Here is a 22,678-nt window from a genome sequence, read left to right as displayed (position 1 = left end):
GGACATCCGTGGCTGTCGATCCCACGTTGCTGAGCATTCTGGCCTGTCCGGAGGACAAGGGGCCGTTGCTTCTCGTCGACGACGCCGTCCTGTACAACCCGCGACTGCGGCGGGCGTATCCGATCGAGAGCGGTATTCCCGTCCTCCTCGTCGACGAGGCGCGGGAGGTCAGCGACGCCGAGCACGAGGACTTCACCGCGCGCGGTGTCGCCGGATGGAGCACCGACTGAGCCGCAATCATCGATCCGTCCGCGGCGAACTCGAAAGACTCGATCCGGTCGAGGCCGCCGAAGCGCTGCTCGGAGCAACCATCCGAGTGGGGGAGACCGCCGTCCTGCTGACGGAGGTCGAGGCCTACGGCGGCCCCGAGGACGGACCGTGGCCGGACCCCGCCGCGCACTCGTACCGCGGACCGACCCCGCGCAATTCGGTCATGTTCGGACCAGCGGGACATCTGTACGTCTACCGCAGTTACGGACTGCACTTCTGCGCGAACGTCTCCCTCGGTCCCGACGGCACCGCTGCGGCGGTGCTGTTGCGCGGTGGTGAGGTGATCGCGGGGGAGCAGGCCGTCCGTTCCCGGCGCACGTCCGGCACGCCGTTCGCGAACCTTGCGCGCGGTCCGGGCAATCTCGCTGCTTCGCTCGGTCTCGATCTGGCCGACAACGGCATCGACGTGGATGGTTCCGACGCTCGGGTGCGGGTGGAACTCCCGGCCGAACCGCTGGTCGGGGAGGCCGCGCGGGGACCGCGGGTGGGGATCAGCGTGGCGGCCGACAGACCGTGGCGGTTGTGGGTTCCCGGGGCGATCGGGGTCTCCGCGTACCGGCGCAGCCCACGCGCGCCCGCTGCGCCTCGAGCGTGATGGGATGATCGAACGGTGACTGAGCACATTCTCGACGAACTGACCTGGCGCGGGCTCATCGCGCAATCGACCGATCTCGACGCACTTCGAGGCGAACTCGACAAGGGTCCGATCACCCTCTATGCCGGTTTCGATCCGACCGGCCCGAGCCTGCACGCCGGTCACCTCGTTCCGCTCCTCGCACTCAAGCGTTTCCAGCGCGCCGGCCATCGGCCCATCGTTCTCGCAGGTGGCGCGACCGGCATGATCGGTGACCCGCGGGACGTGGGGGAGCGCACCATGAACTCCGCCGACACCGTCGCCGAGTGGGCAGGGCGGATCCGTGGGCAGCTCGAGCGGTTCGTCGACTTCGACGACTCCCCGACGGGAGCCGTGGTCGTGAACAACCTCGACTGGACCGGAAAGCTGTCCGCGATCGACTTCCTGCGCGACATCGGGAAGCACTTCTCGATCAACGTGATGCTCGCCCGCGACACCGTCAAGCGCCGCCTCGAAGGTGACGGCATCTCGTACACCGAGTTCAGCTACATGCTCCTGCAGGCCAACGACTACGTGCAGCTCCGCCGCGAGTACGGATGTGCGCTGCAGGTCGGTGGTTCCGATCAGTGGGGCAATATCATCGCCGGCGTCGAGCTCAACCGCCGTACCGACGGCGAGAGTGTGCACGCCTTGACCGTCCCGCTCGTGACCTCGTCCGACGGCAAGAAGTTCGGCAAGTCCACCGGTGGTGGCAGCTTGTGGCTCGACCCGGAGATGACGAGCCCGTACGCCTGGTACCAGTACTTCGTCAACGCTGCCGACGCCGACGTCATGAAGTACCTGCGCTGGTTCACCTTTCTCGACAAGGACGAACTCGCCGAACTCGAGACCGCCACCACGGAGCGTCCGCACGCACGGGAGGCCCAGAAGCGACTCGCTGCCGAGATGACCACGCTCGTGCACGGAGCGCACAACACCGCAGCGGTCGAGTTGGCCAGCCGCGCCCTCTTCGGGCGAGGCGAGCTGGGCGAGCTGGACGAGCCCACGCTCGCGGCCGCCCTGACCGAGGCATCCGTGACGGAGCTCCGCGCCGGCGAGCCGGACACGATCATCGACCTGCTCGTCGCGTCGGGGCTGTGCGAGAGCAAGGGAGCTGCGCGTCGCACCATCAAGGAAGGCGGCGCGTCGGTCAACAACGTCCGTATCGCCTCGGAGGAGTGGACCCCGCGCGACGGAGAGCTGCTGCACGGACGCTGGCTCGTCCTGCGTCGGGGCAAGCGGAACTTCGCCGGTGTGCGAGTCGTCCGCGACTGAGGCCTTTGCCGACGCTGGCGAGCCCCTGACCAGCGGGTTTGACGGCGCGTTAGCGTCGGCGTAACTTAGTCGTCGTTCGAGCGACACCGAACAGCCCGCCGGACCGAGAGGTTCGGAAACAGGCATGTTCGATGTCGCATCGATCGGCTCTCACAGAAGAGAACGGGAAAGCAACGATTTGCGGCCCTGAAATCGGACGTGATAGCTTGGAACGGTTGCCTCGGAGCGAGCCGGACAGGTGTCCGGTAACGTGATGATGTGTGCGTGTTCTTTGAGAACTCAACAGTGTGCCGATGAATGTCAGTGCCAAATATTTTTGGTACTCCGCTCCATCATTTTCGATGGGGTGGGTATTTGCTGATCGTCTCATTCTTCCGTCTGGGATGATCAGTGTTTGAGCTAGTTTGAGTTTTTATGCTAGTGATTTGACTCTTTTGTCTTTGACTGATTGCCCCTTCGGGGTGATTGTGAGTCTTCAACGGAGAGTTTGATCCTGGCTCAGGACGAACGCTGGCGGCGTGCTTAACACATGCAAGTCGAACGATGAAGCCCAGCTTGCTGGGTGGATTAGTGGCGAACGGGTGAGTAACACGTGGGTGATCTGCCCTGCACTCTGGGATAAGCCTGGGAAACTGGGTCTAATACCGGATATGACCTCGGGATGCATGTTCTGGGGTGGAAAGTTTTTCGGTGCAGGATGAGCCCGCGGCCTATCAGCTTGTTGGTGGGGTAATGGCCTACCAAGGCGACGACGGGTAGCCGGCCTGAGAGGGCGACCGGCCACACTGGGACTGAGACACGGCCCAGACTCCTACGGGAGGCAGCAGTGGGGAATATTGCACAATGGGCGCAAGCCTGATGCAGCGACGCCGCGTGAGGGATGACGGCCTTCGGGTTGTAAACCTCTTTCACCCATGACGAAGCGCAAGTGACGGTAGTGGGAGAAGAAGCACCGGCCAACTACGTGCCAGCAGCCGCGGTAATACGTAGGGTGCGAGCGTTGTCCGGAATTACTGGGCGTAAAGAGCTCGTAGGCGGTTTGTCGCGTCGTCTGTGAAATCCCGCAGCTCAACTGCGGGCTTGCAGGCGATACGGGCAGACTCGAGTACTGCAGGGGAGACTGGAATTCCTGGTGTAGCGGTGAAATGCGCAGATATCAGGAGGAACACCGGTGGCGAAGGCGGGTCTCTGGGCAGTAACTGACGCTGAGGAGCGAAAGCGTGGGTAGCGAACAGGATTAGATACCCTGGTAGTCCACGCCGTAAACGGTGGGCGCTAGGTGTGGGTTTCCTTCCACGGGATCCGTGCCGTAGCCAACGCATTAAGCGCCCCGCCTGGGGAGTACGGCCGCAAGGCTAAAACTCAAAGGAATTGACGGGGGCCCGCACAAGCGGCGGAGCATGTGGATTAATTCGATGCAACGCGAAGAACCTTACCTGGGTTTGACATGTACCGGACGACTGCAGAGATGTGGTTTCCCTTGTGGCCGGTAGACAGGTGGTGCATGGCTGTCGTCAGCTCGTGTCGTGAGATGTTGGGTTAAGTCCCGCAACGAGCGCAACCCTTGTCCTGTGTTGCCAGCACGTGATGGTGGGGACTCGCAGGAGACTGCCGGGGTCAACTCGGAGGAAGGTGGGGACGACGTCAAGTCATCATGCCCCTTATGTCCAGGGCTTCACACATGCTACAATGGTCGGTACAGAGGGCTGCGATACCGTGAGGTGGAGCGAATCCCTTAAAGCCGGTCTCAGTTCGGATCGGGGTCTGCAACTCGACCCCGTGAAGTCGGAGTCGCTAGTAATCGCAGATCAGCAACGCTGCGGTGAATACGTTCCCGGGCCTTGTACACACCGCCCGTCACGTCATGAAAGTCGGTAACACCCGAAGCCGGTGGCCTAACCCCTTGTGGGAGGGAGCCGTCGAAGGTGGGATCGGCGATTGGGACGAAGTCGTAACAAGGTAGCCGTACCGGAAGGTGCGGCTGGATCACCTCCTTTCTAAGGAGCATCTGCCCACACACCCCGAACAGTCGGGTGTGGTGTGCGGCCAGAGACCGATTGTCCCCGATCGTGGGACACGGTTGCTCATGGGTGGAACGCTGACAACCATCACCGCGTATGGCGGGGATACAGATCCTCGTCGCGGTGGTTATATCGGTGCACTGTTGGGTCCTGAGAGAACACGCAATGTGTTTGATCAGCGACGATGATCCGCGAAACAAGGAAATCAGTTTTCTTGCGGTAGGGGTTGTTGTGTGTTGTTTGAGAACTGCACAGTGGACGCGAGCATCTTTGTTGTAAGTGTTTATGAGCGTACGGTGGATGCCTTGGCACCAGGAGCCGATGAAGGACGTGGGAGGCTGCGATATGCCTCGGGGAGCTGTCAACCGAGCTGTGATCCGAGGATTTCCGAATGGGGAAACCCAGCACGAGTGATGTCGTGTTACCCGCATCTGAATATATAGGGTGTGTGGAGGGAACGTGGGGAAGTGAAACATCTCAGTACCCACAGGAAGAGAAAACAACATGTGATTCCGTGAGTAGTGGCGAGCGAAAGCGGATGAGGCTAAACCATGGGTGTGTGATAGCTGGCAGGCGTTGCATCCGTGGGGTTGTGGGGCTTTTCTTCCCGTCACTGTCATGACGGGCGAGAGTAAAAAACCGGTTGGTTAGTCGAAGTGGTCTGGAACGGCCTGTCGTAGAGGGTGAGAATCCCGTAGACGAAAACTTGCCGGCTCTCGTGAAAAGTACCCGAGTAGCACCGGGCCCGTGAAATCCGGTGTGAATCTGTCGGGACCACCCGATAAGCCTGAATACTCCCTGGTGACCGATAGCGGACTAGTACCGTGAGGGAAAGGTGAAAAGTACCCCGGGAGGGGAGTGAAATAGTACCTGAAACCGTGCGCTTACAATCCGTCAGAGCCGATGCACGATTCAGTTCGTGGTGGGTGATGGCGTGCCTTTTGAAGAATGAGCCTGCGAGTTAGTGGCATGTCGCGAGGTTAACCCGTGTGGGGTAGTCGTAGCGAAAGCGAGTCCGAATAGGGCGCATGTAGTGGCATGTTCTAGACCCGAAGCGGAGTGATCTACCCATGGCCAGGGTGAAGCGATGGTAAGACGTCGTGGAGGCCCGAACCCACTTAGGTTGAAAACTGAGGGGATGAGTTGTGGGTAGGGGTGAAAGGCCAATCAAACTCCGTGATAGCTGGTTCTCCCCGAAATGCATTTAGGTGCAGCGTCGCGTGTTTCTCACCGGAGGTAGAGCTACTGGATGGTCTAGGGGGCCCACAAGCTTACCGAAATCAGCCAAACTCCGAATGCCGGTGAGTGAGAGCGCGGCAGTGAGACTGCGGGGGATAAGCTTCGTAGTCGAGAGGGAAACAGCCCAGATCGCCGGCTAAGGCCCCTAAGCGTGTACTAAGTGGAAAAGGATGTGGGATCGCTGAGACAACCAGGAGGTTGGCTTAGAAGCAGCCACCCTTGAAAGAGTGCGTAATAGCTCACTGGTCAAGTGGTTCTGCGCCGACAATGTAGCGGGGCTCAAGTACACCGCCGAAGCCGCGGCACTCACACAACACCCATTCGTTCCTGCGGGAACGTGTGCAGTGGTGTGGGTGGGTAGGGGAGCGTCGTGCAGCCGTGGAAGCGCCGGAGTGATCCAGGTGTGGAGGCTGCGCGAGTGAGAATGCAGGCATGAGTAGCGAAAGACGAGTGAGAAACTCGTCCGCCGGATGACCAAGGGTTCCTGGGCCAGGTTAATCCGCCCAGGGTGAGTCGGGACCTAAGGCGAGGCCGACAGGCGTAGTCGATGGACAACGGGTTGATATTCCCGTACCCGTGTATCCGCGCCCAATGGCGAATCAGTTGTGCTAACCGTCCAAAAGTTTCCGCTGTTCCTTCGGGAACTGTGGGGATGGCTGCACGGGACCCTGATTGTAGTAGTCAAGCGATGGGGTGACGCAGGAAGGTAGCTGGGCCAGGTGATGGAGTACCTGGTGTAAGCCGGTAGGGCGAATGGTAGGCAAATCCGCCGTTCATGCAGCCTGAGAGGTGATGCGTACCCGTTGAGGGGAATTCAGTGATCCTATGCTGCCGAGAAAAGCCTCTAGTGAGTTGGTACACGGCCCGTACCCCAAACCGACACAGGTGGTCAGGTAGAGAATACCGAGGCGATCGAGAGAACTGTGGTTAAGGAACTCGGCAAAATGCCCCCGTAACTTCGGGAGAAGGGGGACCACGCTCGGTGACGGCCCTTGCGGTCCGAGCTGGGGGTGGTCGCAGAGACCAGAGAGAAGCGACTGTTTACTAAAAACACAGGTCCGTGCGAAGTCGTAAGACGATGTATACGGACTGACGCCTGCCCGGTGCTGGAAGGTTAAGAGGACCGGTTAGCGGAGCAATCCGCGAAGCTGAGAATTTAAGCCCCAGTAAACGGCGGTGGTAACTATAACCATCCTAAGGTAGCGAAATTCCTTGTCGGGTAAGTTCCGACCTGCACGAATGGCGTAACGACTTCTCTGCTGTCTCGACCACAGACTCGGCGAAATTGCATTACGAGTAAAGATGCTCGTTACGCGCGGCAGGACGAAAAGACCCCGGGACCTTCACTATAGCTTGGTATTGGTGTTCGGTTCGGTTTGTGTAGGATAGGTGGGAGACTGTGAAGCTCATACGCCAGTATGGGTGGAGTCGTTGTTGAAATACCACTCTGATCGTATTGGACCTCTAACCTCGGACCATGATCTGGTTCAGGGACAGTGCCTGGTGGGTAGTTTAACTGGGGCGGTTGCCTCCCAAAATGTAACGGAGGCGCCCAAAGGTTCCCTCAGCCTGGTTGGCAATCAGGTGTCGAGTGCAAGTGCACAAGGGAGCTTGACTGTGAGACTGACAGGTCGAGCAGGGACGAAAGTCGGGACTAGTGATCCGGCACCGGCATGTGGAAGCGGTGTCGCTCAACGGATAAAAGGTACCCCGGGGATAACAGGCTGATCTTCCCCAAGAGTCCATATCGACGGGATGGTTTGGCACCTCGATGTCGGCTCGTCGCATCCTGGGGCTGGAGTAGGTCCCAAGGGTTGGGCTGTTCGCCCATTAAAGCGGCACGCGAGCTGGGTTTAGAACGTCGTGAGACAGTTCGGTCTCTATCCGCCGCGCGCGTTAGAAACTTGAGGAAGGCTGTCCCTAGTACGAGAGGACCGGGACGGACGAACCTCTGGTGTGCCAGTTGTCCCGCCAGGGGCATGGCTGGTTGGCTACGTTCGGAAGGGATAACCGCTGAAAGCATCTAAGCGGGAAGCCTGTTCCAAGATGAGGTTTCTCACCCCCTCGAGGGGGGTAAGGCCCCCGGCAGACCACCGGGTTGATAGGCCGGAACTGGAAGCCCAGCAATGGGTGGAGGTGACCGGTACTAATAGGCCGAGGACTTACCACGAAGATGTTACGCGTCCACTGTGCGGTATCTGAAACAACACACACAGATCCGAAAATCCTGCAGCAGCAGGTGATTCGAGGAATCTGCGTGGACTATTGTTTCATAGAGTTACGGCGGTCATAGCGACAGGGAAACGCCCGGTCCCATTCCGAACCCGGAAGCTAAGCCTGTCTGCGCCGATGGTACTGCACTCGACAGGGTGTGGGAGAGTAGGACACCGCCGAACACCCGTTCCGAAAGGGGACCCACTCGTTTGGGTCCCCTTTCGTGTTTTCATGAGAGGATTTTTCTGTGTCCGACGGCAACGGTGAACGTCGGTCCTTCAGGAGTGGAGGATCCACTCCGTGGTCGGGCCGCAAGAACGAGCGCGAGGAACGCGCCGGCGACAGCCGCGACGAGCGCGCACCCCGCGACCGCGGCGAGCGTGGACGCGGCGACGACCGCCGGCAGGGTGGCTACGCATCCGCCGGACGTTCGTCCGGACGAGACGACCGTCCGCAGCGCGGTGACGATCGGCGCCCGCACCGGAGCGACGATCGGCGCCCCCAGCGCAGTGACGATCGGCGCCCCCAGCGCAGTGACGATCAGCGCTCCCAGCGTGGCGACGACCGCCGTTCCTTCCAGGGCGGAGACCGTCGGGATCGCGGCCGCGACGACGCTCGTTCCGGTCGCAGCGACCGTCCCTACCGCGAACGTTCCGGAGGCGACGACCGCCCCCGCCGCAGCGATGACCGGTCGAGCCGCGGTGACGAGCGTGGTCGGCAGTACGGCGACCGTCCCCGTCAGGGTTCGGACCGTCCCGGCGGTGAGCGCAGCTACGGCAACCGCGACGATCGTCGTGGTGGCGACCAGCGAGGCAGTGACCAGCGAGGTGGCGGCGACCGGCGAGGCTATTCCGGCGACCGCCGTGGCCCCCAGTCCGGTGACCGTCGTGGCGAGGGAGCACCCCGTCGTCGTGGCGGTGAAGGTGGATTCGGTCCGGGTCGCGGGCGCGATGGCATCGCACCGCAGCGCCGCGATGCACGTCCGGACGAGCCGGACATCCCCGACGACGTCGAGGCATCCGAGCTCGACCCGACGATCCGCCGCGATCTGCTGAGCCTGGACAAGTCGAACGCGAACTCCGTCGCCCGGCATCTGGTGATGGCCGGTCGTCTGCTCGACGACGATCCTCGCGCCGCGCTCACCCATGCTCGCGCCGCCCGTCAGCGCGCCGGCCGCATCGCGGTCGTCCGCGAGGCCGCCGGCATCACCGCCTACCACGCCGGGGAGTGGGCGGAGGCGCTGTCCGAACTCCGCGCAGCACGTCGCATGTCCGGTGGTACCGGACTGCTCGCCGTGATGGCCGACTGCGAACGCGGTCTCGGTCGCCCCGAGAAGGCGCTCGAACTGGGCCGGAGCGAGGAAGCTCGCAAGCTGACCGGCGACGAGGCGACAGAGCTGCGGATTGTCCTCGCCGGTGCCCGCATGGATCTCGGTCAGTACGACCAGGCCGTCGTCACCCTGCAGACGCCCGATCTCGACCCCGAGCGGACCGGTACACCGGCTGCCCGTCTCTTCTACGCCTACGCCGACGCTCTCGTCGCCGCCGGGCGGACCGAAGAAGGCCTGCAATGGTTCCTGCACTCCGCAGGCGCGGACATCGAAGGCGTCACCGACGCCGAGGAGCGGGTGGAGGAGCTCACCGGAGAGTCGCCGTGACCGACGGCACCGACGTTTCCGGCAGTACGGCTTCCAGCGACAGTCTGCGTCGGATCTACGACGTCCTGCTGCTCGACCTCGACGGCACCGTCTACCGGGGCGCCGAACCCGTCCCGGGTGCTCGCGAGGCGCTGGCCGCCGGTGACGACACCGTTCTGTACGTGACGAACAACGCCAGCCGCCGGCCGTCGGAGGTCGCCCTGCACCTGCGAGAACTCGGCTTCCCGGCCGACGACTCGTCGGTGGTGACGAGCTCGCAGTCCGCTGCGCGCCTGCTGGCCGAGCGGTTCCCGGCCGGTGTGCCGGTGCTCGTCGTCGGCACCGAGGCCCTGGCCGAGGAGGTGGCCGGTGTCGGCCTCACCCCGGTTCGGTCCGCGGACGCGCATCCGGTGGCGGTGGTGCAGGGGCATTCCCCGGACACCGGATGGGCGATCCTGGCGGAGGCGACGCTCGCCGTCCGCGCAGGCGCTCTGTGGGTGGCCACCAACGTCGACTCGACTCTGCCGACCGAGCGCGGACTCGTCCTCGGCAACGGGTCGATGGTCGCGGCGGTGCACAACGCCACCGGCGCGACCCCGATCGTGGCGGGCAAACCCGCAGCTCCGCTGCTCGAGGACGCGATCCGTCGCGGCGGTGCCCGTCGTCCCCTCGTCATCGGTGACCGGTTGGACACCGACATCGAAGGCGCCAACGCCGTCGGTGCGGATTCCCTGCTCGTGCTGACCGGGGTCAGCACCGTCGACGATCTGCTGCGGGCTCCGGCCGAGCAGCGCCCGACCTACGTCGCGGCCTCGCTCACGAGTCTCGATCAGCCGGCCGACCGGCTCCGTGTCGCATCGCACGACTCGTGGGACGTCACGGTCGACGGGGGTGATCTTCACCTCGCCGCCGCGCCGTCGGCCGCCGATCCGATGGAGGCGCTGCGGGGTCTGCTCGACATCGCCTGGGCCAACCCCGGATTCGGACAGGTCCGTCCGGTGGACGAGCGGGCGCGGTCCGTCGTGGACGCGTGGGCGGCGACGGTCTGATCCGCACCGGAGGGTGTAGCCCGGTCGCATCCATCGACTAGCGTGGACGGCGATGAGCACGCCGATTCCACGTCCGGGCGAACACCTTCCCGGCGCACGCCCCACCGTCGATCCCGCACACGTCCGCGAGGAGGTCGACGCTTTGCTGGCGCGTGTCCGCGAGGGCGCATCCGTCCCCGGTGCCGAGAGCGCCGATCAGTCCGTGCTGCTCGAGCAGGCCGACCTGCTCGAACGAGCCCACGAGGTCCTCGTGCAGGCTTTGTCGACCGTGGACAAGATCTGACGTGGCACGCCGGGCACGCGTCGACGCGGAACTGGTGCGGCGGGGTCTGGCGCGCTCCCGCGAGCACGCCAGCGAACTGATCGCCGCAGGTCGGGTGCTGATCGCCGGCACCGTGGCCTCCAAACCGGCGACCGCCGTCGAACCGAACACGCCGCTGATCGTCACCGAGGGGAGCGACGAGGTCTCCTGGGCGTCCCGCGGTGCCCACAAGCTCCTCGGCGCCCTCGAAGCGTTCACGCCGCAGGGGTTGCAGGTGTCGGGGCGTCGCTGCCTCGACGCCGGCGCGTCGACCGGCGGTTTCACCGATGTGCTGCTGCACGAGGGTGCCGCGGAGGTCGTCGCGGTGGACGTCGGCTACGGCCAGCTGGTCTGGCGTCTGCAGTCCGACGAGCGTGTCCATGTGATCGATCGAACAAATGTGCGTAGCATCGACGCGGAGACGATCGGCGGGCGCGTCGACCTGGTGGTCGCGGACCTGTCGTTCATCTCGCTGAAGTTGGTGTTGCCGGCGTTCGTCGCCTGCGTCGCCCCCGGCGGCGACCTGCTGCCGATGGTCAAACCGCAGTTCGAGGTGGGCAAGGACCGGGTCGGCAGCGGCGGCGTGGTACGCGACCCGGCGCTGCGCACCGAGGCGGTGCTCGACGTCGCGCGCGAAGCGCAGCGGCAGGGGCTGCGCACCCTCGGAGCGGTGGCGAGCCCGTTGCCCGGGCCGTCCGGGAACGTCGAGTACTTCCTGTGGCTGCGGGCCGGAGAGCCGGGACCGGAGGAACTCGACCCGGCGGTGATCGAACTGATCGAGCGTGCGGTTCAGGAAGGACCACAGTGAGCGAAGAGACCGCCGCGGCCGACGCGGTGCGATCGGGCCGGGAGATCCTGCTGGTCTCCCATTCGGGGCGCGACGAGATCGCCGGCACCGCGCTGCGGGTCGCGAAGATCCTCGGTGAGGCCGGCATCGGTCTGCGCACCCTCGACGACGAGTCGGTGAGCAACGGACTCGGCGTCCTCGCCCTGCCGGGCAGTTTCATCAGCGTCGTCGAACCGGGGCCGGAGGCGGCCGCCGGATGCGAGATGGTGATCGTCCTCGGGGGCGACGGCAGTTTCCTGCGGGCGGCCGAACTCGCGCAGTACTCGGCGGTGCCCGTCCTCGGTATCAACCTCGGCCGCATCGGTTTCCTCGCCGAGTCCGAGGCCGAACACCTCGAGGAAGCGCTCATGCAGGTGGTGCGCCGCGAGTACCGCGTCGAACAGCGCATGACGCTCGACGTGACGGTGCGCATGGACGCCGAGGTCCTCGACCGCGGGTGGGCGCTCAACGAGGCGAGTCTCGAGAACAAGTCGCGGCTCGGGGTCCTCGAGGTGGTGCTCGAGGTCGACGGTCGTCCGGTCTCGTCGTTCGGCTGCGACGGTGTCCTCGTCGCCACCCCGACGGGATCGACGGCCTACGCCTTCTCGGCCGGCGGACCGATCGTCTGGCCCGAACTCGAAGCGCTGCTGGTGATCCCGAGCAATGCACACGCTCTGTTCGCGCGCCCGCTGGTAACCAGCCCCGAGTCGATCATCGCCGTCGAGACCCTCGCCGGCGGCCACGACGGGGTGGTCTTCTGCGACGGTCGCCGCATCATCGACGTCCCGGCCGGGGCCCGGCTCGAAGTGGTGCGAGGATGCGATCCGGTCCGCTGGGTGCGGCTCGATTCGGCACCGTTCGCGGATCGGATGGTGCGCAAGTTCGAACTTCCGGTGAAGGGCTGGCGGGGAAGGAAACTCTGAGATGCTCGCAGAGATCCGGATCGACAACCTGGGTGTGATCTCCGAGGCGTACGCGCGCTTCCACGGGGGACTGACGGTGCTCACCGGCGAGACGGGTGCCGGCAAGACGATGGTCGTCACGAGCCTGCATCTGCTCTCCGGGGTGCGCGCCGACCCCTCCCGGGTACGGGTCGGCGCCAGCCGCGCCGTGGTCGAAGGACGCTTCGAGATCGAACCGGCGCCCAGCCACATCGAACAGCAGATCGCCGAACTGCTCGAGGCCACCGGCGCCCAGCGCGACGAGGACGGCAGCATCATCGCCGTGCGCACCGTCGGCAGCGACGGCCGCTCCCGCGCCCACCTCGGCGGACGCAGCGTGCCGGTGGGGGTGCTGTCCGAATTCACCGGGCCGCTGCTGACCGTGCACGGCCAGAACGACCAGCTGCGGCTGCTGCGTCCCGACGAGCAGCGCGCCGCGCTCGACCGGTTCGGCGGCAAGACCGTCGCCGGTCTGCTCGACCGCTACCGAACCCGGCGACGCCGCTGGCTCGAGGCCCGCGCCGAACTGCAGGAACGCACCGAACGGTCGCGTGAGCTCGCGCAGGAGGCCGATCGCTTGCACTTCGGTCTCGACGAGATCGACCGCGTCGCACCCGAACCGGGGGAGGACACCCGCATCGTCGACGAGGTGCGGCGCCTGTCCGACCTCGACTCGCTGCGCGAGGCGGCCACCGTCGCGCACAACGCCCTCGCCGGCGACGACAGCGGCGACGCCGACGCGTACTCGGCGGCACTCGACCTGCTCGGCGAGGCCCGCGCCCGCCTCGAGGGCTGCGACGATCCCGCCCTGCGCGAGCTCGGGCCCCGCCTCGGCGAGGCGATCGCGGTGGTCACCGACGTCACCGGCGACATCTCCGGTTATCTGTCCGACCTGCCGTCCGACCCGAGCGAGCTCGAGACCCTGCTCAACCGGCAGGCGGAACTGAAGAACCTCACCCGCAAGTACGCCGCCGACATAGACGGCGTGCTCGAGTGGGCGCGCGAGGCCCGCGAACGCCTGTCCGGACTGGACGTCTCCGCGGAGGCGATCGACAAGCTCGCCGCCGAGGTCGACGCGGAGGCCGCCGCGACCGCGGAGACCGCCACCGCGCTGTCGGCGGCGCGGCACAAGGTCGCCGGCAAACTCGCGAAGGCCGTGAGCAAGGAACTGTCCGGCCTCGCGATGGGGCGCGCCGTGCTCGACGTGCACATCGCCGACCGTGCGGCGACCGTGAGCGACACCGCCCCGCTGTCGGTCGGCGACCGGCTCCTGCACGCCGGCGAATCCGGGATCGACGAGGTGGAGTTCCGGCTCGCTCCGCACAGCGACGCCCCGGCCCGCCCGCTCGCCCGCAGCGCGTCCGGCGGTGAGCTCTCCCGCGTCATGCTCGCCCTCGAAGTGGTGCTCGCCGGTTCCGAGCGCGGCGCGACGATGGTCTTCGACGAGGTCGACGCCGGGGTCGGTGGCCGCGCCGCCGTCGAGATCGGCCGGCGTCTCGCGCGCCTGTCGCGCACCCACCAGGTCATCGTGGTCACGCACCTGCCGCAGGTCGCGGCGTTCGCCGACACCCATCTCGTCGTCGACAAGGTCGACGACCGGGCTGGGGTGATCAGCAGCGGGGTGCGCACCCTCACCGAGGAGGAGAGGGTTACCGAACTGGCCCGCATGCTCGCCGGTCTCGACGACACCGAGACCGGACGTGCGCACGCCGAGGAACTGCTGGCCGTCGCCCACGCCGAGCGCACCGGCTGACCCGCCCGGCGTGCCGGGGTGATGTTCACACGACTACCGGCGCGCCTCCACAACCTCACTCGTATACCGGCGCATCATCTCTTGCATGAAGATGCCGGCGCTGCTGTCCCGTAACAACGAAACGTTGCCCGGAGTGAGTGGCATTGCCCGGGTCGACAGGAACACCGCGAAGCTGCTGCGCCGGATCGGTCCCGGCGACGTGGTCGTCCTCGACGCCATCGACCTCGATCGTGTCACCGCCGATGCGCTCGTCGAGGCGGGCGTCACCGCGGTGATCAACGCGTCCCCGTCGATCTCGGGCCGGTACCCGAATCTCGGTCCCGAAGTGATCGTCGCGCACGACATCGTGCTCGTCGACAACGTCGGCACCGAGGTCTTCAAGAAGATCAAGGACGGCGCGAAGGTCCGGGTGCACGAGGGTGGCGTGTACGCGGGGGAGAAGCTGCTCATCGAGGGCGACGAGCAGACCGACATCGAGATCTCCGACCGCATGATCGAGGCGCGAACCGGGCTCGTCGATCACCTCGAGGCGTTCTCGGGCAACACCATCGAGTTCATCCGCTCGGAGAGCCCGCTGCTCATCGACGGCGTCGGCATCCCCGACATCGACCTGGACCTGCGCGACCGGCACGTCGTCGTCGTCTCCGACGGCCCCGGGCATGTGCAGGACCTCAAGGATCTCAAGCCGTTCATCAAGGAGTACTCACCGATCCTGGTGGGCGTCGGCCCCGGCGCGGACGCCCTCTCCAAGGCGGGCTATCGCCCCGACCTCATCGTCGGCGACCCCGACGAGATCGGCACTTCCACCCTCAAATCGGGCGCCGAAGTGGTGCTGCCCGCCGACCCGGACGGCCACGCCCCGGGTCTCGAGCGGATACAGGATCTCGGCATCGGCGCGATGACCTTCCCCGCCGTCGGCACCCCCACCGACCTGGCGCTGCTGCTCGTCGAGCATCACGGTGCGGCGCTGGTGGTGACCGTCGGCAGCACTGTCTCGCTCGACGAGTTCTTCGACCACGGCCGTCGCGACACCAATCCGTCGGCGGTGATGACCCGTCTGAAGGTCGGGCCGAAACTCGTCGATGCGAAGGCGGTGGCCACCCTCTACCGCAGCCGCGTCTCGGGCGGCGTGATCGCCCTGCTCGTCTTCGCGGCCCTCATCGCCGTGATCGCCGCACTCGCCGTGTCCAATCTCGGTGCCGACGTCGTCGAACTCGCCCGGCAGTGGTGGGACTCCGCCGTCGAGTGGATTCGGGGTCTGCGCGCGTGATCTCGATGCGCCATCACGTCGTCTCCCTGGTGGCGGTGTTCCTCGGCCTGGCGGTCGGGATCGTGCTCGGCTCCGGATTGCTGGCCGACAGCGTCGTCTCCGGCTTGCGCGACGACAAGGCCGAGCTGCGCCGCGAGATCCAGGAGGCCGAGGACCACGGCAGCCGGCTCGAGGCACAACTGCTCGCCGCCGACGGGTTCGACTCGACCGTCGGCCCGCGGATCGTGCGCGACGAACTCCTCGACCGCACCGTCCTTCTCGTGACCACCCCGGACGCCGCACCCGAGGACGTCGACGCCGTCGTGCGGTCCGTCGGTGATGCCGGCGGCCGGGTCACCGCCCGGATCGCGCTGACCGATTCGTTCGTCGACGCCTCCGGCACCGACCAGCTCCGCACAACCGTCACCAACGTCGTGCCCGCCGGCGTGGAACTGCAGACCGGCGCCGTCGACCCGGGCAGTCTCGCCGGGGATCTGCTCGGCGCGGTGCTGCTCGTCGACCCGGGCACCGGGCAACCGCGCAGCACCCCCGAGGAACGCGCCCTCGCCCTGACCACGCTGCGCAGCGGCGGTTTCGTCACCTACGAGGACGGCCAGGTCGAACCGGCCCAGAGCGCCCTCGTTGTCACCGGCGACCACAGCGGCAACGCCGAACGCGCCGGCAATCGCGGGTCGCTCATCGCGCGCTTCGCCGGAGTCGTCGACGGCCGCGGCGCCGGCGCGGTGCTCGCCGGCCGCACGGGGGCAGCGGAGGGCAACGGACCGATCGCCGTCGTGCGGGCCGACGCCGCGCTCGCCGCGGGCCTGTCCACGGTCGACAATCTCGACCGCGAATCGGGGCGCCTGACGACGGTTCTGGCGCTGCGCGAGCAGTACGACGGGGGCACCGGCCGGTACGGGACGGGGCCGAGCGCCACCGCCGTCACAGTCGGCTCCCCGGCCCGCTGAGCGTCGCCGCCTGTGACGTCGATTGCACCGAGGGTCGGCAATCGCGAGTCGGGTACGCGCCCGCCCACGGAGGTGTTACCGTGAAGTTCCGTGGGTCGGCAGGCCCCAGCTGTATCGCATCAGTCCAAAAGTCCTGCACCTGACGTCACGGGAGCTTCTTTGCCACAGTCACGCCACTCGCGTACCCCTACCAAGCACATCTTCGTCAGCGGGGGCGTCGCGTCCTCTCTCGGCAAGGGGCTCACAGCGTCGAGCCTGGGCACTCTGCTCACCGCACGCGGCATGCGCGTGACGATGCAGAAGCTCGACCCGTACCTCAATGTCGACCCCGGCACGATGAATCCGTTCCAGCACGGTGAGGTCTTCGTCACCGAGGACGGCGCCGAGACCGACCTCGACGTGGGCCACTACGAGCGCTTCCTCGACCGCGACCTGTCCGCCGACGCGAACGTCACCACCGGGCAGGTGTACTCCACGGTCATCGCCAAGGAACGCCGCGGCGAATATCTCGGCGACACCGTGCAGGTCATCCCGCACATCACCGACGAGATCAAGCGCCGCATCCTCGCGATGGCCGCACCCGACTCCGAGGGCCAGACCCCCGACGTGGTGATCACCGAGATCGGCGGCACCGTCGGCGACATCGAGTCGCAGCCCTTCCTCGAGGCCGCCCGCCAGGTGCGCCACGAGGTCGGCCGCGACAACTGCTTCTTCCTGCACGTCTCGCTCGTGCCCTATCTCGGGCCGTCCGGTGAGCTGAAGACCAAGCCGACCCAGCACTCGGTGGCCGCGCTGCGCAACATCGGTATCCAGCCCGACGCGCTCGTGCTGCGCTGCGACCGCGACGTGCCGGCCTCGCTCAAGGCGAAGATCTCGCTGATGTGCGACGTCGACGTCGCCGGCTGCATCTCCTGCCCCGACGCGCCGAGCATCTACGACATCCCGAAGGTGCTGCACAGCGAGGGACTCGACGCCTACGTCGTGCGCCAGCTCGGCCTGCCCTTCCGGGACGTCGACTGGACCGTGTGGGGCAACCTGCTCGAGCGGGTCCACAATCCCCGCGAGACCGTCGAGGTCGCGCTCGTCGGCAAGTACATCGACCTGCCCGACGCCTACCTGTCGGTCACCGAGGCGCTGCGCGCCGGCGGTTTCGCGCACCGCGCGAAGGTCAAGATCCGCTGGGTCGCCTCCGACGAGTGCGAGACCGAGGCCGGTGCCGAGAAGCACCTCGGCGACGTCGACGCCGTCCTGATCCCCGGCGGCTTCGGCATCCGCGGTATCGAGGGCAAGCTCGGCGCCATCCGGTTCGCCCGCACCCGCCGGATCCCGCTGCTCGGCCTGTGCCTGGGCCTGCAGTGTGTCGTCATCGAGGCCGCGCGGTCGGTCGGCATCGAGGACGCGTCGTCCACCGAGTTCGATCCCGACACCACCGCCCCGGTGATCTCCACGATGGCGGACCAGGAACAGGCGGTCGCCGGTGAGGCCGATCTCGGCGGCACCATGCGTCTCGGTGCCTACCCGGCCACGCTGAAGAAGGGCTCGGTCGTGGCCAGGGCCTACGGCAGCGAGCAGGTCTCCGAACGGCACCGGCACCGCTACGAGGTCAACAACGCCTACCGCGACAAGATCGCCAAGTCCGGTCTGGTGTTCTCCGGCACCTCCCCGGACGGGCGGCTCGTCGAGTTCGTCGAGTACCCGGCCGAGCAGCATCCGTTCTTCGTCGCCACCCAGGCGCACCCGGAACTCAAGAGCCGGCCCACCCGCCCGCACCCGCTGTTTTCCGGCCTCGTTGCCGCGGCACTGCAGTACAAGGCGGCTGAGCGACTCCCGGTCGACATCCACGGCGAGAGCAGCACCTCCGAGGAATCGGTCGGCTCGACCGCGTCGACGTCCACCGCCGGCGACGCCGAGTAGTCGACATGGCGCAGCGACACGACTTCCGCACCCTGGACAGCCGGCGGATCTACACGGGCGCCATCGTGTCGCTGCGCGTCGACGACGTGGCGATGCCCGACGGGCACACCGCCGAACGCGAAGTGGTCGAACACCACGGTGCGGTCGCGGTGGTGGCCGTCGACGAGAAGGACCGGGTGGTGCTCGTGCACCAGTACCGGCACCCGCTCGGCCGGCGACTGTGGGAACTGCCCGCCGGGCTGCTCGACGCACCCGGCGAGGACCCCCTCGACACCGCCCGCCGCGAACTCGCCGAGGAGACCGGCCTGGCCGCCGCCGACTGGGAACTCCTCGTCGACCTCGCGCTCTCACCCGGATTCACCGACGAAGCCGTGCGCGTCTTCGCCGCCCGCGGCTTGAGCGAGGTCGACCGGCCCGAACCCGAGCACGAGGAGGCCGATCTCGAGGTCCGCCGCGTCCCGGTGGACGAGGCCGTGGCGATGGTGCTGCGCGGGGAGATCGTCAACGCCACCGCGGTGTCCGGTCTCCTCGCGTTCGCAACCGCCCGCGCGACGGGCACCGCGACCCGCGCACCGGACGCGCCGTGGCCGGACCGGCCCACCACCTTCGCCCGCACGCGCGCGGAGGGGTGAGCAGTGCTGCCCGGTGAGGAGCGTCCCGCCACGCAGGTCGCTCCGCAGCCGTCCCCGACACTCACCGGGCAACTCGACGCCTATCTCGCGCACCTGACCGTCGAACGGGGGGTCGCGACGAACACCCTCGCCTCCTACCGCCGCGACCTGCTGCGCTACGTCGAACACCTCACCGACATCCACATCGGTGACCTCGCCGACGTGCACGAACACCACATCAGCGACTTCGCCGCGAGCCTGCGCCGCGGAGACCCGGAACGCAACCGCCCGGCGCTGGCAGCGAGCTCGGCCGCCCGCGCCCTGATCGCCGTGCGCGGCCTGCACCGCTTCGCCGCCGCCGAAGGACAGACCCCGGTCGACGTCGCCCGCACCGTCAAACCCCCGGCGCCCGGGCGTCGCCTGCCCAAGGCGCTGACCGTCGACCAGGTCACCGCGATCCTCGACGCGGCCGGCCGCGACGCCGACGGACCCCGCAGCATGCGCGACCGCGCCCTGCTCGAACTGCTGTACTCCACCGGCGCCCGCATCTCCGAGGCCGTCGGGCTCGACGTCGACGACATCCACACCGAATCACGCTCCGTGCTGCTGCGCGGCAAGGGCGGCAAACAGCGACTCGTCCCGGTCGGACGCCCGGCGCTCGGCGCGCTCGACGCCTATCTCGTGCGGGGACGACCCGCCCTGACAACCGGCCGCACCGCCGCGGTCTTCCTCAACGCGCGCGGCGGCCGCCTGTCGCGGCAGAGCGCGTGGAAGGTGCTGCAGACCGCCGCCGAGCGCGCCGGAGTCGACGTCGGGGTGTCGCCGCACACGCTGCGGCACTCCTTCGCGACGCACCTGCTCGACGGTGGCGCCGACGTACGCGTGGTACAGGAGTTACTGGGGCATGCTTCTGTGACGACCACGCAGATATACACCCTGGTCACCGCCGGTGCCCTCCGCGAGGTATGGGCGCAGGCGCATCCGCGGGCACGATGACCGACTCCGCAGGGGACGCGTGTCCGTGCGGTGATCCTGCCGACGAAGCGGTAGCGTTCTGGGGACGAGCCGCCGGGTCACCCGACGGGTCGACGAGAAGACATCCGGGTCGCAAGACAGGGGGAGTACCGAACGTGGGCACACCTCGGCCACCCGCCACGTACACGGAGCCGGAGCACCTCCGGTCGAACACCGTCCCGGTCGACGCACACGGCCGCGAGGACACCGACAGAACGTCCACCACCGAGCCTTCCACCAACTCCGGAACCGCTGCCGAGCCCGATCTCGGACCGACCGGCCGGCCACGCCGTCCCGTCCCGGAACCGGTGCCGTTGTCCACCCACGGACCGGCCCGCATCATCGCGATGTGCAACCAGAAGGGCGGGGTCGGCAAGACCACCTCGACCATCAACCTCGGGGCGTCCCTCGCCGAGTACGGGCGCCGCGTCCTGCTCGTCGACCTCGACCCGCAGGGCGCACTGTCCGCCGGACTCGGTGTCGCCCACCACGATCTCGATCTCACCGTGCACAACCTGCTCGTCGAACCGCGGGTGTCCACCGACGACGTGCTCGTGCGCACCCACGTCGAGGGCCTCGACCTGCTGCCGAGCAACATCGACCTGTCGGCGGCCGAGATCCAGCTCGTCTCCGAGGTCGGCCGCGAACAGGCCCTGGGCCGCGCCCTGTACCCGATGCTCGACCGCTACGACTACATCCTCGTCGACTGCCAGCCGTCGCTGGGGTTGCTCACCGTCAACGCGCTCGCCTGCGCCGACTCGGTGCTCATCCCCATGGAATGCGAGTTCTTCAGCCTGCGCGGCCTGGCACTGCTCAACGACACCGTCGCCAAGGTCCGCGACCGGCTCAACCCGAAGCTGACCGTTGCCGGCATCCTCGTCACCATGTTCGATCAGCGCACCCTGCACGGTCGTGAGGTGATGTCGCGGGTCGTGGAGGTCTTCGGCGATCTCGTCTACGACGCCGTCATCAACCGCACCGTCAAGTTCCCCGAGACCAGCGTCGCCGGCGAACCCATCACCCGCTGGGCGCCCACCTCTGCCGGCGCCGAATCGTACCGCGCACTCGCGCGGGAAGTGATCCACCGGAGCGGTCGCTGAGCCCCGTGCACGCTCCCGTTCACGACACCGCGGACACCGGCACGGCACCCGAAGCGGGGGCCGACGCGGTGGTCCTCGAGGAACCCACCGAACCGGACCGGCCGGAGGTCGAGGAGACCACCTCGGGCTTCCATGTGCGCCTGCGCAACTTCGAGGGCCCGTTCGACCTGCTGCTCACCCTCATCTCGCAGCGTCGCCTCGACGTCACCGAGGTGGCTCTCCACGAGGTCACCGACGACTTCATCGCCTACACCCGCAAACTCGGTCCCGAACTCGGCCTCGATCAGACCACCGAGTTCCTGGTCGTCGCCGCGACCCTGCTCGACCTCAAAGCCGCCCGGCTGCTGCCCGCCGGCGAGGTCGACGACCCCGAGGACCTCGCCCTGCTCGAAGCCCGCGACCTGCTGTTCGCGCGTCTACTGCAGTACCGGGCCTACAAGCAGATCGCCGAACAGTTCGCCGCCCTCGAGGCCGCCGCCCTGCGCCGCTATCCGCGCGCGGTGTCGCTCGAGGAGTGCTACGAGAATCTCGTACCGGAGGTCGTGCTCGGTGTCGACGCGCACCGCTTCGCCGAGATCGCGGCCGCGGCGTTCCGGCCGAAACCACCACCGACCGTCGGCCTCGACCACCTGCACACCCCGAAGGTGTCGGTTCCCGAACAGGCCGCCCACATCCTCGGCCTGCTGCGCGCCCGCGGCGCCGGCGTCTGGGTCGGATTCGACGAACTCGTCGCCGACTGCGATCTCGGACTGCTCGTCGTCGCCCGGTTCCTCGCGCTGCTCGAGCTCTACCGCGAACGTGCCGTCACCTTCGAACAACCCGACCCACTCGGACATCTGCAGGTCGCGTGGACAGGGGAGAACGACGGGGAGGCCATCGATTTCGAGGAGGACTACGGGTGAACGACGACACCGTCGCGCGGGAGCACGCGGACGACGCTGCGCCCGAGAGTGACGCTGCGCCGGGGAGCACGGACGACACCGCGCGGGAACGTGACGAACACACTGCTGCGCCGGAACGCGCGTGGGACGGTGAACTTCTCGAGATCGCCGCCGACGAACTCACTGCGGCACTCGAGGCACTGTTGCTCGTCGTCGACACCCCCGCGCCGACCGAGCAGCTCGCGACCGCCATCGGGGTCACCGCCGACCACGCCGAGGCCGCACTGCGGCGTCTCGCACAGGACCTCACCGCGCGCGGATCCGGCATCGACCTGCGGTTCGCGGGCGACGGCTGGCGCTTCTACACGCGCCGCGATTTCGCGCCCTACGTCGAGAAGCTGCTGCAGGGTGGCGCGCGCACCAAGCTCACCCGCGCCGCACTCGAGACGCTCGCCGTGATCGCCTACCGGCAACCGGTCACGCGCAGCCGTGTCGGTGCCGTGCGTGGCGTCAACGTCGACGGGGTGATGCGCACCCTGCTCGCGCGGGATCTGATCGCAGAGGCGGGCACTGATCCGGAGACCGGCGGCACGCTCTACGTCACCACGGAGCTGTTCCTCGAACGTCTCGGCCTGGCATCTCTGCAGGATCTGCCGCCCGTTGCGCCGCTTCTGCCCGATGTCGATGTGATCGACGACATCGCCGACAGTCTCGAGTCGGACCCACGATTTGAGAGAATGGGTAGGAACGCGCGTCCCGAGACTCTCTCGCCCGCGGAGTTCGATCCAGAGAACTGACAGGAA

Annotated in this window: 18 protein-coding genes and 3 rRNA genes; 20 read left to right on the top strand and 1 reads right to left on the bottom strand. The window is 66.9% G+C overall.

Annotation, left to right across the window (positions count from 1 at the left end; genetic code table 11):
* Window positions 1-8 precede the first annotated feature (8 nt).
* The 6 genes from KXC42_RS13380 (at window position 9) to rrf (ending at window position 7,814) form a co-directional block, all read left to right on the top strand.
* Window positions 9-230: a Trm112 family protein gene (locus KXC42_RS13380; RefSeq protein ID WP_039584036.1), complete on the top strand. Its 222-nt coding sequence runs from the start codon at window positions 9-11 to the stop codon at window positions 228-230.
* Window positions 215-865, top strand: a complete 651-nt coding sequence (locus KXC42_RS13375) for a DNA-3-methyladenine glycosylase (protein ID WP_039584039.1) — start codon at window positions 215-217, stop codon at window positions 863-865. The genes KXC42_RS13380 and KXC42_RS13375 overlap by 16 nt, the downstream gene beginning before the upstream one ends.
* Before the next feature lie 15 nt (window positions 866-880).
* On the top strand, window positions 881-2,158 hold the full coding sequence (gene tyrS / locus KXC42_RS13370) for a tyrosine--tRNA ligase (protein ID WP_006554820.1): 1,278 nt from the start codon (window positions 881-883) through the stop codon (window positions 2,156-2,158).
* Between the two features lie 475 nt (window positions 2,159-2,633).
* A 16S ribosomal RNA gene (locus tag KXC42_RS13365) occupies window positions 2,634-4,155 on the top strand.
* A 297-nt stretch (window positions 4,156-4,452) separates the two neighbouring features.
* Window positions 4,453-7,588 (top strand): 23S ribosomal RNA (locus KXC42_RS13360).
* 109 nt (window positions 7,589-7,697) lie between these two features.
* A 5S ribosomal RNA gene (gene rrf, locus KXC42_RS13355) occupies window positions 7,698-7,814 on the top strand.
* The 16S, 23S and 5S rRNA genes sit together here, the layout of an rRNA operon.
* Window positions 7,815-7,861: 47 nt before the next feature.
* Here rrf and KXC42_RS27760 read toward each other — a convergent pair.
* The gene (locus KXC42_RS27760; protein ID WP_373922155.1) at window positions 7,862-8,725 is read right to left on the bottom strand and encodes a hypothetical protein; all 864 of its coding nucleotides are present in this window, start codon (window positions 8,723-8,725) and stop codon (window positions 7,862-7,864) included.
* A 6-nt stretch (window positions 8,726-8,731) separates the two neighbouring features.
* Here KXC42_RS27760 and KXC42_RS27310 point away from each other — a divergent pair, with 6 nt between their 5' ends.
* The 14 genes from KXC42_RS27310 to scpB all read left to right on the top strand — a co-directional run bounded on the left by KXC42_RS27310 (window position 8,732) and on the right by scpB (window position 22,672).
* A complete protein-coding gene (locus tag KXC42_RS27310; RefSeq protein ID WP_006552717.1) occupies window positions 8,732-9,289 on the top strand; it encodes a M48 family metallopeptidase in 558 nt (185 codons plus the stop codon).
* Window positions 9,286-10,317 (top strand): HAD-IIA family hydrolase, encoded by a 1,032-nt coding sequence (locus KXC42_RS13345; RefSeq protein WP_019289626.1) that lies wholly within the window; start codon window positions 9,286-9,288, stop codon window positions 10,315-10,317. The genes KXC42_RS27310 and KXC42_RS13345 overlap by 4 nt, the downstream gene beginning before the upstream one ends.
* Before the next feature lie 52 nt (window positions 10,318-10,369).
* On the top strand, window positions 10,370-10,600 hold the full coding sequence (locus KXC42_RS13340) for a hypothetical protein (protein WP_019289625.1): 231 nt from the start codon (window positions 10,370-10,372) through the stop codon (window positions 10,598-10,600).
* A 1-nt stretch (window position 10,601) separates the two neighbouring features.
* Window positions 10,602-11,426: a TlyA family RNA methyltransferase gene (locus KXC42_RS13335; RefSeq protein WP_219129142.1), complete on the top strand. Its 825-nt coding sequence runs from the start codon at window positions 10,602-10,604 to the stop codon at window positions 11,424-11,426.
* Window positions 11,423-12,367, top strand: coding sequence for an NAD kinase (locus KXC42_RS13330; RefSeq protein WP_064852419.1), 945 nt, complete (start codon window positions 11,423-11,425; stop codon window positions 12,365-12,367). The genes KXC42_RS13335 and KXC42_RS13330 overlap by 4 nt, the downstream gene beginning before the upstream one ends.
* A gap of 1 nt (window position 12,368) precedes the next feature.
* The gene (recN, locus tag KXC42_RS13325; RefSeq protein WP_219129141.1) at window positions 12,369-14,138 is read left to right on the top strand and encodes a DNA repair protein RecN; all 1,770 of its coding nucleotides are present in this window, start codon (window positions 12,369-12,371) and stop codon (window positions 14,136-14,138) included.
* Window positions 14,139-14,223: 85 nt separating this feature from the next.
* The gene (gene steA / locus KXC42_RS13320) at window positions 14,224-15,408 is read left to right on the top strand and encodes a putative cytokinetic ring protein SteA (RefSeq protein ID WP_006552723.1); all 1,185 of its coding nucleotides are present in this window, start codon (window positions 14,224-14,226) and stop codon (window positions 15,406-15,408) included.
* The gene (locus KXC42_RS13315) at window positions 15,405-16,355 is read left to right on the top strand and encodes a copper transporter (RefSeq protein WP_019289621.1); all 951 of its coding nucleotides are present in this window, start codon (window positions 15,405-15,407) and stop codon (window positions 16,353-16,355) included. The genes steA and KXC42_RS13315 overlap by 4 nt, the downstream gene beginning before the upstream one ends.
* A 159-nt stretch (window positions 16,356-16,514) precedes the next feature.
* Window positions 16,515-18,269 (top strand): CTP synthase, encoded by a 1,755-nt coding sequence (locus KXC42_RS13310; protein ID WP_082331809.1) that lies wholly within the window; start codon window positions 16,515-16,517, stop codon window positions 18,267-18,269.
* A gap of 5 nt (window positions 18,270-18,274) precedes the next feature.
* Entirely contained in the window at window positions 18,275-18,901 is a 627-nt protein-coding gene (locus KXC42_RS13305; protein ID WP_219129140.1) for an NUDIX hydrolase, read from the top strand.
* Between the two features lie 3 nt (window positions 18,902-18,904).
* Window positions 18,905-19,876, top strand: coding sequence for a site-specific tyrosine recombinase XerD (gene xerD / locus KXC42_RS13300; protein WP_052040137.1), 972 nt, complete (start codon window positions 18,905-18,907; stop codon window positions 19,874-19,876).
* 134 nt (window positions 19,877-20,010) lie between these two features.
* Window positions 20,011-20,994, top strand: coding sequence for a ParA family protein (locus tag KXC42_RS13295; protein ID WP_219129139.1), 984 nt, complete (start codon window positions 20,011-20,013; stop codon window positions 20,992-20,994).
* A 5-nt stretch (window positions 20,995-20,999) separates the two neighbouring features.
* Entirely contained in the window at window positions 21,000-21,896 is an 897-nt protein-coding gene (locus tag KXC42_RS13290) for a ScpA family protein (RefSeq protein ID WP_219129138.1), read from the top strand.
* Window positions 21,897-22,039: 143 nt separating this feature from the next.
* Window positions 22,040-22,672, top strand: a complete 633-nt coding sequence (gene scpB / locus KXC42_RS13285) for an SMC-Scp complex subunit ScpB (protein ID WP_051121632.1) — start codon at window positions 22,040-22,042, stop codon at window positions 22,670-22,672.
* The last annotated feature ends 6 nt before the right edge of the window (window positions 22,673-22,678 follow it).

The organism is Rhodococcus sp. LW-XY12, from assembly GCF_019317345.1.
Taxonomy (GTDB): domain Bacteria; phylum Actinomycetota; class Actinomycetes; order Mycobacteriales; family Mycobacteriaceae; genus Rhodococcus; species Rhodococcus pyridinivorans.
This window is presented reverse-complemented; position numbering and strand designations above follow the sequence as displayed.